The following is a 13303-nucleotide window of genomic DNA, read 5'->3' as shown; positions in this document are numbered from 1 at the left end:
CACCAAGTTTCACAAAATGGAGGGAAATAGATGATGAGAACCATGAAACTCGGAAGCAGTTCTTTAGAAGTGCCAGTTGCAGCTGTTGGTTGTATGCGTATTAACTCGCTGGAGCAGAAAGAGGCGGAGCGCTTTGTTCAATCCGCTTTAGAAGAAGGGGCAAACTTCTTTGACCATGCCGACATTTATGGCGGCGGCACATGTGAGGAAATTTTCGCTGATGCGATCCACATGAATGCAGATATTCGCGAAAAAATTATTCTGCAATCGAAATGCGGGATTCGTAAGGGAATGTTTGATTTTTCTAAAGAACATATTTTGGAATCTGTCGACGGGATATTAAAACGGTTGAAAACTGAATATCTCGACGTACTGCTCCTGCACCGCCCGGATGCACTTGTCGAGCCTGAGGAAGTGGCTGAGGCCTTTGATATCCTTGAAAATTCAGGTAAGGTTCGTCATTTTGGCGTTTCCAACCAAAATCCGATGCAGATTCAACTGCTAAAGAAATTTGTGAAGCAGCCACTTGTAGCAAACCAGCTGCAATTAAGTATCACGAATGCCACGATGATCTCAAATGGATTCAATGTCAACATGGAGAATGATTCTGCAATTAATCGGGATGGAAGCATCCTTGATTATTGCCGCTTGAACGATATCACGATCCAACCATGGTCCCCATTCCAATACGGGTTCTTTGAAGGGGTATTCCTTGGAAGCGAAAAGTTTCCGGAATTGAATCAGCAGATTGATGAAATTGCTGCTACATATGGAGTCAGCAATACAACCATCGCGATTGCCTGGCTGCTACGTCATCCAGCCCATATGCAACCAGTAATCGGGACAATGAATATCGACAGATTAAAGGATTGCTGCAAGGCGTCTGATATACAACTGACACGTGAGGAATGGTATCGTATTTATCGCGCTGCCGGCAATATTCTTCCATAAAAGAAACACTTAAAAAACAAGGTGCAGCGAATGTTGTGCCTTGTTTTGATTTTATAAGCAAAAAGTAATGGTAAGATAGGAAAACTTTTACATAATTATAAGGACAAATTCTTAGTATGTAACACTATTGTAACAAATAGATATTTAGCTCAGTAGTTGCCACTACTGGGCTTTTCACTTTTAATGGTAGTAGAAAAGTATTATTTTCAAACTATTATGAAAACAATGAAATGCTATCGTAATATAATTGCCACAGATGTAAAGTTTTTAACATTCCCCTGTTATTTGTTTCAAAAAAATCCATGTTACGATAAGGAAAAATTAGCAGCTAAAAAGAACAGGGAGGGTAAAACAATGCTAAAAAAACTTAAAACATTGATAGCAGTTGCTGTACTCTCAGTAACTGTCAGTGCTAATGTACAAGCCGCAACAATTACTGTAAAACAAGACGATACCCGATGGGATCAATATAATCAAACCTTAGAAAATCTCCAAAAGGATGCAGATTTGCTTGAAACAGATATACCTGTGAATCCAGCGGTACCAGTCGTTTCTGAACCATTCCCAGTATCTGCAAAGCCAGTTATTGCACAGTCTAAAAAGAAAAAGAAAAAGAAGAGTGCACCGGTCATAAAAACAACAAGCAGTAAAAGGGCAAAGGAAATTACCGTGAAAGCTACCGCCTATACAGCTTCATGTGAAGGATGTTCAGGTATTACAAAAACCGGAATTAATATCAAAAAAAACCCAGATAAAAAGGTCATCGCTGTTGACCCATCTGTGATTCCTCTGGGCAGTAAGGTTTATGTAGAAGGTTTTGGTGAAGCAATTGCCGCAGATACAGGCAGCGCAATCAAAGGAAATCGAATTGATGTGTTTATTCCATCTAAACAGGATGCAATCGATTTTGGTGTAAAAAAATTAAAGGTGACCATCTTAAATTAAGATGAAGAGACAACTATCCCAATATCCAGACTAAACACTGCAAACACTACTTATTTCTAATGTGTTGCAGTGTTTTTTATTTGTCCATAGAAATATTATTGCAATATTAATGCCACGGATGTAAACGATTTAACATCTCTTTGTTCTTTGTTTCAGAAAATTCTATGTTACTATTTAGAAAACTTAGCAACCAAAGAACATGGAGGGTAAAAGAATGCTTAAAAGAATACTATCAATTATAGCAGTTGCTGTACTCTCAGTAACTGTAAGTGCTAATGTACAAGCTGCAACGATTACAGTAGAAAAAGGGGATACCCTTTGGGATCTATCACGCGAAAATAACATATCTTTAGAAAATATCCAAAAGGTGAATAATCTAACTACGGACCTAATTTACCCTGGCGATCAATTAACGATTGCTCCAGAAAAACATTATAGTGTTAAAAAAGGTGACGCATTATGGGACATCGCCATGGATTATCATGTAACTGTTCCGCAACTTAAAGAATGGAACAAATTAACTACCGATCTCATCCATCCTGGATTAAATCTATTAATCTATGAAGGTTTAAATACTACTAATATTACTACTACTTCAACTACAACTACTACAGTTGTAACAGAAAAAACAGTCAAACAGACAGTACATAAAGAAGCTGTCAAGCAAGCTGCACAAGCACCAAAGGAAAGTGAACCTAAGGTGGAAGCTGCATCAACGAAAAATGAAAGTTCAAAGAAAATAACGGTGAGAGCCACAGCTTACACAGCTTCATGTGAGGGATGTTCTGGCACTACGGCTACTGGAATTAACCTAAAGGCAAACCCAGATAAGAAAGTAATTGCCGTTGACCCATCCGTTATACCGCTTGGAAGTAAGGTATATGTAGAAGGCTATGGTGAAGCTGTCGCTGGAGATACTGGCGGTGCAATCAAAGGAAACAGAATTGATGTCTTTATCCCTTCAGAACAAGATGCCGTTGAGTTTGGGGTAAAACAATTGGAAGTAACCATCATAGACTAATATTTCTAAAAAATGCCACCCCTTTATTTATAGAGGGGTGGCATTTTTTAATTGTAGCATTCTAATAAACATTCCTGTTTTTATAATGTTTACCTTTATGTTCAGCTTCCCTTGAAAAAAATAAAAAAGTTGAACCTAAGCGAAACGGTTCAACTTTTTCATGTTCAAATTTTTGAGGCATGGCCCCATAGTTTTAAACTAATCTATTCTTCCTTTTTTCTATAATCAGGATACTCTTTTAAAACCTTTTGGCGAACATAATCAAGGTGTAAATACATTTGATGAAATGCCTCAAAAGGAGCTCTTTTTTCCAATGCCCGATAAATAGCCTGGTGATGTTGAATGGTCCGCTCTGGTTCGCGAATTTTTATTTCACTATTGATTCTGGAAAGGGTAACGATTAATGTATCAATCATCCCTTCGACAATTGGATTATTAGCACTTAAGGCAATAATCCGGTGAAATTCAATGTCTGCTTCACCATAGTTATTTTCTTTATTGTTGGCGATGGCATCAATCGTTTGTTTTAATCTTTTAAGCTCGTCGTCGCTGATTTTTTCAGCAGCAATCGTAATTAAGCCCAATTCTAAGGCCATTCGGGCTTCTACCATTGCCTGCAGATTATCGTGCGCTAGGGATAGCATGATGGAAAAGGGATGACTGCTAATTTTATTATTAAAAAAAGTACCTTCCCGCGTTTTTCGATGAATAACACCCAATGATTCGAGAGAACTAAGTGCCTCACGTAATACAGGACGGCTGACATTAAGTATGTCCATTAATTCCATTTCTGTAGGAAGTTTCTCTCCCGGCTTCATCTGACCACTAACCAATAGCTGGATAATACTTTCGGTTACCTGCTTAGATAAAGTATTACGGTTTACTGAATCAACTTTTATTTTTTTAGGAGTTTCGTCCATTTTTAGGCTCCTTGTTTTACCATTTTGTATGCCTATTATAATATATTAACGTTCCTTTTTCACATGATGTAAAAAAAAACGCTGCATTCTATTGGCAGCGTTCGGTTTTATCCTATAGTTTCAATACACGGCATACATTTTCAGCCGCAAAAGCTAAGTTTTCTTCCCCGCATTCAAGGGCTTCCTCTAACGTGGTAACTCCTTTTAAGATCCCAATAATGGCAGTAAATCCATTATCGTACAAGGACTCTACTCCGTTGCCAATTCTACCGGCAAAAGCGATTACCGGGACAGAGTAATTCTCAGCGATTGCAGCAACGCCATAAGGTGTTTTACCAAACAAGGTCTGGCCATCAATGCTGCCTTCTCCTGTAAAAACGTAGTCTGCCCCCTTAACTTGCTCCTCGAGGCCGGTATACTCAATGACTAGATCAATTCCTTTTTTTAGCTGGGCATTTAAAAAAGCCAATAGCCCCGCACCAAGTCCGCCTGCAGCTCCAGCGCCATCCAGATGGGCAATATCTTCACCTAATTGTTGTTTAATCACCTCAGCAAAATGTGCTAAATTTTGGTCAAGATTACTCACCATTTCAGGTGTTGCTCCCTTTTGGGGGCCAAAAATAGCTGAGGCGCCATTGTCGCCAATTAGTGGATTGGTGACATCACAGGCAACATCCATTTGAACGGTTTTAATCCGTTCATCTAATCCGCTCATGTCAATAGAATGTAGTCGATGTAACGCTCCACCGCCAAACGGAAGCTCATTTCCATCTTGATCCTTAAATGATACTCCCAGTGCCTGCAGCATTCCTGCTCCGCCATCATTGGTAGCACTTCCGCCAATTCCAATCAAGAAGCGCCTTACGCCTTTGTCTAATGCGTGTTTGATTAATTGACCTGTTCCATAGGTTGTTGTCAGTAAAGGGTTTCTTTCTTTTGGTTTAATTAATTCAAGACCACTTGCACTGGCCATCTCAATCACGGCCGTTTGTCCTTCGCCTAAGAGGCCATATTCCGCAATTACTTTTTCTCCTAATGGACCAATGACTTCTGTTTTTATGATCTCTCCGTTTGTCATACTTACTAGGGACTCAACTGTTCCTTCTCCACCGTCAGCCATGGGAACAATGACACATTCTGCGTTAGGAAAAACAGCTTTCACCCCTTTTTCCATTGCAAGGGCAGCCTTCTTCGCCGTCATACTTTCTTTAAATGAATCAGGCGCTAACACAAACTTCATAATAATCTGTCCTTTACATTTAGTGAGTTCTATTTTGGGGCTCTGTTAAACTAGCCTGTTGATTTCCGCTCCAGGCACTTCGCTTTCCGCGGGCGGTCCGGGGAGCCTCCTCGTCCTCCCGCAGGAGTCTTCGTGCCTTCCACTCCAATCACCAGGGTGCCAAAATCAATATTAAGCTTTAACATAGCCCTTCCTTTATAAGAGGAGGGTGACCTTTTTAGCCACCCTTAAATTTTTTTAACGGACAAGGCACGGACGCTTGTTATCAAATTTCCAGCCAGGGATATAGAACTGCATACCGACTGAGTCGTCACGAGAGTTAAGTCCCATATTATTGTATAATTCATGCGCCTTCAAGACTTGATCCATATCAACTTCCACACCTAAACCTGGCTTATCTGGGATCGCTAAGTGTCCATCCACGATTTGGAACGGATCCTTTGTTAAACGCTCGATTCCTTCCTGCCAAATCCAGTGTGTATCAATTGCTGTAATTTCACCAGGTGCTGCCGCAGCCACATGGGTAAACATCGCAAGTGAGATATCAAAGTGGTTATTGGAGTGAGATCCCCAAGTTAGTCCCCAATCATTACACATCTGCGCTACACGCACAGAACCTTGCATCGTCCAGAAGTGCGGGTCAGCAAGCGGGATATCAACAGATTGTAATGAAATCGTGTGTCCCATTTGACGCCAGTCCGTCGCAATCATATTCGTTGCTGTAGGAAGACCTGTTTGTCTTCTGAACTCAGCCATGACTTCACGGCCTGAGTAACCATTTTCCGCACCGCATGGATCCTCTGCATAGGTTAGAATTCCATGCATATCCTTACAAAGCTCAACCGCTTCTTTTAGTGACCAAGCACCGTTTGGATCAAGGGTAATCCTGGCATCAGGGAATCTTTCTTTTAGTGCTTTAATCGCTTTGATTTCTTCTTTCCCTTCTAAAACGCCGCCTTTTAGCTTAAAGTCTTTAAAGCCATAAAGCGCTTGTGATGCTTCGGCAAGACGAACAACTGCTTCAGGGGTTAACGCTTCTTCATGGCGGATTCGGTACCATTCCACTTCAGAATCTGGATTGCCGTAATAAGGTAAATCCGTCCGATTACGGTCGCCAACATAGAACAAGTAACCAAGTGTTTTTACTTTATCACACTGTTGACCTTCACCTAGAAGAGCAGCAACAGGAACATTTAAGTGCTTTCCTAATAGATCAAGCAGGGCAGCTTCAATCGCAGTAACAGCATGAATGGTGATTCGTAAGTCGAATGTTTGTAAACCGCGGCCAGCTGAATCACGGCCGGCAAATTCTTTTCTTACTTTATTTAAGATATTGTTATAATTACCGATGGATGAGCCGACTACAATCACTCTTGCATCTTCTAGCGTTTTGCGAATCCCTTCGCCGCCAGGTACTTCACCAACACCCACATTACCATTGCTGTCCTTTAATATTATAATATTTCTAGTAAAATATGCACCGTGTGCACCGCTAAGATTTAGTAACATACTATCATGGCCCGCAACTGGGTATACTTCCATATCTGTCACAACTGGAGTAGCACTAATTACTTTCTCAACTGTATTCATGGGGATATCTCCAATCAAAATGGTTTAGTTTTTGGCTGTGTTAAACTTAACCGTTGATTACAGCGAAAATCAACAAATAAATTTAACACAGCCTAGTTTTTAAAAAGAGAGAACGTAGAATTCGACCATGCCACGTTCTCTATAGTATTTTTTCAATATGAATTATCGTGAAATTTCAACATTCGCTAATTTTTCATAGTATTTTAATAGACTGCTGTGATCATCGAATTCATGACCGTCTACTTTCAATTGATACATCATTTCAAGAACAGCTGCGGTTAATGGAGCTGGAGCGCCGAACTCATGGCTAGTTTCCATCGCATTTGTTAAGTCTTTAATGTGTAAGTTGATACGGAAACCTGGGTTGAAGTTGCGGTCTAACATCATTGGTGCTTTTGCATCTAATACAGTACTTCCAGCTAACCCGCCGCGGATGGCTTGATAGACAGCTTCTGGATTTACACCAGCCTTTTGAGCTAAGACAAATGCTTCAGAGACAGCTGCAATGTTTAAGGCAACGATAACTTGATTTGCAAGCTTTGTTACGTTACCTGCACCGATTTCACCGACGTGAACCACTGATCCAGCCATGGCTGCTAAAACCTCTTGCACTTCTTCAAATACTTCTTTCTTACCGCCAACCATAACAGAAATCGTGCCATCAATTGCCTTTGGCTCTCCGCCACTGACAGGAGCATCTAACATTTCAACTCCCTTTTCGATTAATGCTCGATATACTTCTTGAGAAGCAGCCGGTGCGATGGAACTCATGTCAATATAGATTAATCCTTCACGTGCCCCTTCGATTAGTCCGTTTTCACCTAAAGCAACTGCTTTTACGTTTGGAGAGTTTGGAAGCATGGTGATTACGATATCTGCTTTTTCCGCAATGGCTTTTGGTGTTGTTTCTACTTCTGCACCTAATTGTTCAAGTTCTTTTACGGCATCTTTATTAAAATCACTAACGATTAACTGGTAACCAGCTTTGATCAAGTTTTTGCTCATAGGCTTACCCATAATTCCTAGTCCAATAAATCCAATTTTCTTCATTATTACTTCACTCCTACAAATTTAATTTTTTATTAAGAGAATGGTACTGGTTGGTACCTTTCTTAGTTAGATAGATGTCCAGCTCCAGCGCCTAGGCGCTTTCGCTTTTCTATTTGAAACCATGGCGGGCAGCAAATCCCAACTAAATGGGGAGGGGATTATCATTTACTGCCCGGTTGATTCAAAAGAAAGTAATTATCAAAAAAACATATTGAGTATTAATACACCGATTAAACCAAGGATGGAAAGTGCGGTTGTATATGTTGTTCTTATTTTTATTGCTTCAGGTACCGATAAATTGAGGTATTCCTTAAACATCCAGAATCCTGGATCAGTTACGTGAGAGAAAGCGATACTTCCGCATGTAACGGCAAGTGTCATTAATTCCATGCTTACTCCGGATGCTTGAGCGATAGGTAGTACCACCCCAGCAGCAGTCATAACGGCTACCGTTGCTGAACCAAGAGCAATACGTAAGAGAGCTGCAATGATCCAAGCGAGTACGATTGGAGACAGGTTCCAATCAGCTGTAATATCTTTGATGTAATCGGCAATTCCACCATCAACAAGGACTTGCTTAAATGCACCACCCGCACCAATAACCAAGATGATCATTGCCATTGGCTTAACTGCATTGGAACAAGACTGCATAACATCTTTTAGAGGACGGCCGATTCTTGTCCCTAGAAGCCACATAGCGATTAACAGAGCAATTAATAAAGCCATTTCTGAGGAACCGATGAAATCCATTACATGCCTAAAACCGTTTCCTTCTGGTAAAAATACAGTTGAGATAGCATCAACGGCCATAAGAACGACTGGAATTAGAGCAATGAAAATACTTGATGCAAAGGATGGCATTTCTTCTTCTTTAAACGTTCTGTTCGTTATAAGCCCATCAGGAATAATTGGATTAATCTTTTTAACAAATGGAAGTCTAGGCCAAGTAAGTGCGATAAGAGTAGCTACAGGTATAGCAATAATTAAACCGTATAAAAGAGTTAATCCCATGTCGGCCTTGAAAATGCCAACAACGGCTGCTGGCCCCGGGTGAGGCGGGAGAAAACTGTGACAAGTTGATAACCCGATCGACATTGGCAACGCAACCCATAAAAGATTTAACTTTGTTTGACGAACAATGACAAATACAAGTGGAATTATTAACACAAAAGCTACTTCATAAAACATCGTAATGCCAAGTACAAAGGCAGCGATTAACATAGCAAGCTGAACTCGTTTAATTCCCATTTTATCTACTAAACTAGTAGCAATACGTTGTGCGGCTCCGGCATCAGCCATAACGGTTCCAAGCATAGCTCCGATACCAACAATAAGGGCCGTTCCACCGAGTTGGCCTCCAAGACCATCACCAATGGTTTCCCAAATTTGATCAATTGGCATTCCCACGAGGAGACCGACAAATATAGAAGACAAGAGAAGTGCGATGAACCCGTTCATTTTCAGTGGAATCATTAAAACTAGTAAAAGGACAACTGCTAAAGCAACATACAATAATGGCATGTTATTTCTTCCTTCCCTTTAGGAAATTAATAAATTTGATAAAGTTCTAGATCCTTTAAAACATTTTCTAAGATTTTCTTACTTTCTGGATTCATCTCTGCTGCAGGCGCAAATGCATAACCCACATCAATTCCTACCATTCTTAAACCTTCTTTTAACACAACAGGGAATGTTGCTTTGTCCACAGCTAAGCGTAATGGAGCAAGTTTTAGCTGCAATTCTAGTGATTTTTGATAGTCGCCAGCCACAAATGTATTGTAAATATCTGCTACTAATTTAGGAGCAATATTTCCTGTGCTTGCGATTGCGCCTGTGGCCCCATGACATAAACCTGCATAAATGAGAGTGTCGCGTCCGAGTAATACGGAAAAAGATTCTCGAGGAGTTACTCGTAAGTACTCAGCTGTTTTTGTCATATCTCCACTTGAGTCTTTAATCCCAATAATGTTGTCAACCTTACTAAGTTCCTCGCAAGTCTTCACATCAATTTTCACTTGGGTACGGGCTTCATTCCCATAAAGAATCACTGGCAGATTTGTTGACTTGGCGATTGTCTTAAAGTGCTCAGCTAACTCTGTTTGGGTTGGTGACATAAAGTACGGAGTTAAGACAGATAGCGCTGACACACCGCCAATTTCTTCAACCATTTGAGCTGTTTGAATACAGTCTCTCGTTGTAATCTCGCTGGCTCCACAATATACTGGGACTCTTCCAGCCGTATGGTCTACGGTGACTTCTACAACCCGGCGCTTTTGTTCTGGAGTCAACCCATAAATTTCACCGCTGCTCCCTAGAATGAATAATCCATGAACACCACCTGCAATCGTGTAATCAATTACTTTTCTTAAAGCATCTTCCATTAAGTTACCATTTCTATCTAAAGGTGTGACTAATGCAGGAATAACCCCATTTGCTTTAAACATTGTTTAACTCCTCCTTACTTATCATTTGTACAAATTTCTTAAAACTCCATTAATTATGTCTATATTGTGAACCACTTCACATATTCTTATTTTATAAAAGATTATTATTTCGATTAGCACTATTTCTAACTTAGTAATCTAATAATAACCTCTTGATGTGAAAAATTATGCGAAAGTTGTGATAGATAATAGACATGTGATAATGGAGTACATTTAAAGATTAACTGACGATTTGTTTGTTTGTGAATTTCTTCACATGTCTATTGTAAACGGCTTCGTTGTAAATATCTTCATTCAGTTTGCTAAAGTATACCTATATTTATTTAGGCAAACGAACAAGAGAATTATGGTTTTATAAAAGTTTAAAATAGTCAAGATAGCTCATGTGACCGTTTTATTACAATAAATCAAACTTTTTTTAAACTTTTTATTATCTGTAGTAACCGTTTACATTTTTATTGTATAATTGTCTTACAAATAAATCAAGCATTCAAATTACTAAGAATCTTTAAAATTTTTTAGGCAAACAAACAAATCATTCAAGTACTACTAGGAAGTCCTTATTCTTAAAAGGAGGAACAGCCAATGAAAATAAATAGAGTTCTAGCTCAGGAGATTGCGGATAAAGTAATGATGGTTATTCCTTATAATGTAAACATCATGGATGAAGTGGGGATGATTATTGGAAGTGGGAACGCCGATCGAATCGGCACTTTTCATCAAGGGGCCATCTCAGCGGTCGAACATGGAAAGATTGTTTCCATTTATGATTCAGAAGGCTCTTCAAAGCCAGGTGTAAATATCCCATTTCATTTCAAGCAGGAAATAATTGGGGTAATCGGAATAAGCGGGGAACCTACGATTGTTGAACCTTTTGCTGAGTTAGTCCGTGTTACGGCGGAATTATTAATTAACCAGGAATTTTTGTTTAGAGAACGCAGGATAAAAGAGCAAATGAAGGAGGAGTTTTTATATCAGTGGGTATTTCGACTAGATGAATATGATGCAGCCTTTATCAATAATGGGGAGGCTATTGGCATCAATCTAAAAATGGAAAGAAAGGCCATTATCGTGAAGGGAGAAACGATAAAAGAACCTTATTTACAAGAGCAGGAGTATACATTCAAACTGAATAAATCTAATGTTTTATTCATTGTGCCATCTGATAGTGATCTCTTAAAGCGATTAGAACCGATGATTACCCAGCAGAGTACTAAAATTGGAATCAGTGATAGCAGTACGCATGTAGCAAAATCCGTGCACGAAGCAAAACGAGCAATCGATATCGCAGAAAAACTAGGAATGCCTTCCACTTGCTGCTATTATCAAGAGCTAAAGTTTATTGATTATTTAACCAATAAAGATCAGTCATTTAGCGAAATTAGTCATTTCTTTCAGGAACTTGAAATCACTCCTAAAGGCCAAGAGCTTGTTGACACACTTCTTTGCTATATAAAAAACAGTGGGGATATGAATGCTATTTCAAGTGAACTTCATATCCATCGGAACAGTTTAGCCTATCGTTTACAAAGAATTGAAATTTTAACCAACAAAAATCCCAAAAAATTCACAGATTTATTTCAACTCTATACTGGGTATGTCATTTATAAAATGCAAGATTCAGAGTAAAAGATATTTGTTTATAAAAAATCAGCCTTCACATGTTCAAATGTGAAGGCTGATTTTTTTTGAATCTATATTTCAACCAATATATGAAATGATGACAATCCCTATAAGAGCAAAGATTGATAGATGGAGTCCATTCGCACGCAGTCCCGTTTGGACACCTGAAATTCCGGAAAAACGACTGACCATTAAGTTCAAACCTGAGAATGGACTTAACGCAGTTGAAATCGACCAGACAAGTAAAAGAAGTAACGCAAGTCCTATATTACTCATCCCTAACTCGGCCGGATTTAATTGCATGGCTAAGGCGCCCACTGCAGCAATCTGGTGAATTCCAATATAAGTGATACATAAGACAATCAGCATAACAGCCAAAGCAAATAAGAGAAATGATTGGTGTGCCAATTGGCTGAGGAAGGAACTAACTCGATTGGCAGCACTGGTTCCTTTCAAAGCAAAGGCTAACATACCGGCACTCATAAATAACATAATTTCATTATTCAACATGGGTACGGTTCGGTCTCGAAAATCGACAATTGGTGGGATCAGCCGTTTCCACCCTTTGGTCATCATCCCAAATAAGACGGGGATAAGGATAGAAACCAGGCATACAACAACAATCATCGACCAATGAGTCAATATCTCAATGATCAAACAAGATCCCATCAGGATTACCACAAATAATACTAACTTAATCAACTGAATCCGATGTGATTTTTCCAATGGTACCACCGGCGCCAACTCATCCGCAAGAGGATGTGCTTTCTCCCAGAAAGCAAACAAAATATTCCCTACTACTAAAGACAGTAACGATAAGCCGATTCCATAAGCGATATAGTCTTTAAACGAAATATTTAGATAAAGAAGGACAAGTGACACAGACCCAAAATACGGTGACCACAAGATTGCCGTGGTAAATCCAACATGATAGCTTTTCGCAGACATGAGGGAAGGAAGCTTTATTTCTTCCAAAAATTCATGAATGATTCGAACAGAACCTAAGTTTAAGATTGGAGCTAATAAAAAAAGAGTACTAGTTATTCCCGCATACAGCCTTTTTGGCTGATGCAATAAATTACGCAATAGAACAGCGATGGACTCAAAGTAACCTCCTAATCTTAATGGAATCGATAATAACGGTGCCAAGGTCAGCAGGCAAAGCAATGGCAGAATTAAAAAGATCCCATCACTTATTCCTTCTACTCCGGTACCCTTATTCCATTCAATCACTAATCCGGCCGTCATCATGAAAATACCTAGCCAGCGTGGAAAGCGGTTTGCCTTAAAGGCACTGCTCAAAAAGGCGGCTAAAGAAAGTCCGACTACCACAAATTGAAGCCATTCAAGTCCTGCGAAATACTGAATTAGAAATAATACACACATCCCCAAAATGAGATAACTCCGCATTAAAACCTCTCCCTGACTGAATATGGGGAATAAATCTCCTATTCGTTTTTTTTCATTTTCATATGAATCCTATTAAGAAGTCAATTTAATTTTCTGTGACTACCCGTGT

The 13303-nt window shown here is 39.5% G+C and carries 12 protein-coding genes; 4 read left to right on the top strand and 8 right to left on the bottom strand.

The window, feature by feature from the left end; all coding sequences use genetic code 11:
• The first annotated feature begins 33 nt into the window (after positions 1-33).
• The 3 genes from BR30_RS0129085 to BR30_RS0129075 all read left to right on the top strand — a co-directional run bounded on the left by BR30_RS0129085 (position 34) and on the right by BR30_RS0129075 (position 2917).
• Positions 34-951 carry an aldo/keto reductase gene (locus BR30_RS0129085; protein WP_026568105.1) on the top strand — a complete coding sequence of 306 codons (918 nt, stop codon included), beginning with the start codon at positions 34-36 and terminating at the stop codon, positions 949-951.
• A gap of 354 nt (positions 952-1305) precedes the next feature.
• The gene (locus tag BR30_RS0129080; protein WP_026568104.1) at positions 1306-1896 is read left to right on the top strand and encodes a 3D domain-containing protein; all 591 of its coding nucleotides are present in this window, start codon (positions 1306-1308) and stop codon (positions 1894-1896) included.
• A gap of 214 nt (positions 1897-2110) precedes the next feature.
• Positions 2111-2917: a 3D domain-containing protein gene (locus BR30_RS0129075; protein WP_026568103.1), complete on the top strand. Its 807-nt coding sequence runs from the start codon at positions 2111-2113 to the stop codon at positions 2915-2917.
• A 203-nt stretch (positions 2918-3120) separates the two neighbouring features.
• On the opposite strand, the gene BR30_RS0129065 is transcribed toward BR30_RS0129075, so the two are convergent.
• From BR30_RS0129065 to dapA, 7 genes are all read right to left on the bottom strand, one after another.
• Positions 3121-3837, bottom strand: a complete 717-nt coding sequence (locus BR30_RS0129065) for a FadR/GntR family transcriptional regulator (protein WP_026568102.1) — start codon at positions 3835-3837, stop codon at positions 3121-3123.
• Positions 3838-3949: 112 nt separating this feature from the next.
• Entirely contained in the window at positions 3950-5077 is a 1128-nt protein-coding gene (locus BR30_RS0129060; RefSeq protein ID WP_026568101.1) for a glycerate kinase, read from the bottom strand.
• Between the two features lie 50 nt (positions 5078-5127).
• The gene (locus BR30_RS38595; protein WP_269320660.1) at positions 5128-5262 is read right to left on the bottom strand and encodes a hypothetical protein; all 135 of its coding nucleotides are present in this window, start codon (positions 5260-5262) and stop codon (positions 5128-5130) included.
• Positions 5263-5314: 52 nt separating this feature from the next.
• Positions 5315-6667, bottom strand: a complete 1353-nt coding sequence (gene gudD / locus BR30_RS0129050) for a glucarate dehydratase (protein ID WP_026568100.1) — start codon at positions 6665-6667, stop codon at positions 5315-5317.
• Between the two features lie 162 nt (positions 6668-6829).
• Positions 6830-7717, bottom strand: a complete 888-nt coding sequence (gene garR / locus BR30_RS0129045) for a 2-hydroxy-3-oxopropionate reductase (RefSeq protein WP_026568099.1) — start codon at positions 7715-7717, stop codon at positions 6830-6832.
• A 198-nt stretch (positions 7718-7915) separates the two neighbouring features.
• Positions 7916-9238, bottom strand: a complete 1323-nt coding sequence (locus BR30_RS0129040) for a gluconate:H+ symporter (protein WP_026568098.1) — start codon at positions 9236-9238, stop codon at positions 7916-7918.
• A 26-nt stretch (positions 9239-9264) separates the two neighbouring features.
• Complete coding sequence (dapA, locus tag BR30_RS0129035) at positions 9265-10161, bottom strand: 4-hydroxy-tetrahydrodipicolinate synthase (protein WP_026568097.1); 897 nt, start codon at positions 10159-10161, stop codon at positions 9265-9267.
• 585 nt (positions 10162-10746) lie between these two features.
• Here dapA and BR30_RS0129030 point away from each other — a divergent pair.
• Complete coding sequence (locus BR30_RS0129030; protein WP_026568096.1) at positions 10747-11790, top strand: CdaR family transcriptional regulator; 1044 nt, start codon at positions 10747-10749, stop codon at positions 11788-11790.
• Positions 11791-11862: 72 nt separating this feature from the next.
• On the opposite strand, the gene BR30_RS0129025 is transcribed toward BR30_RS0129030, so the two are convergent.
• Positions 11863-13194 carry a hypothetical protein gene (locus BR30_RS0129025; RefSeq protein ID WP_026568095.1) on the bottom strand — a complete coding sequence of 444 codons (1332 nt, stop codon included), beginning with the start codon at positions 13192-13194 and terminating at the stop codon, positions 11863-11865.
• Between the last annotated feature and the right edge of the window lie 109 nt (positions 13195-13303).

It is taken from the genome of Bacillus sp. UNC41MFS5 (assembly GCF_000686805.1).
This window is presented reverse-complemented; position numbering and strand designations above follow the sequence as displayed.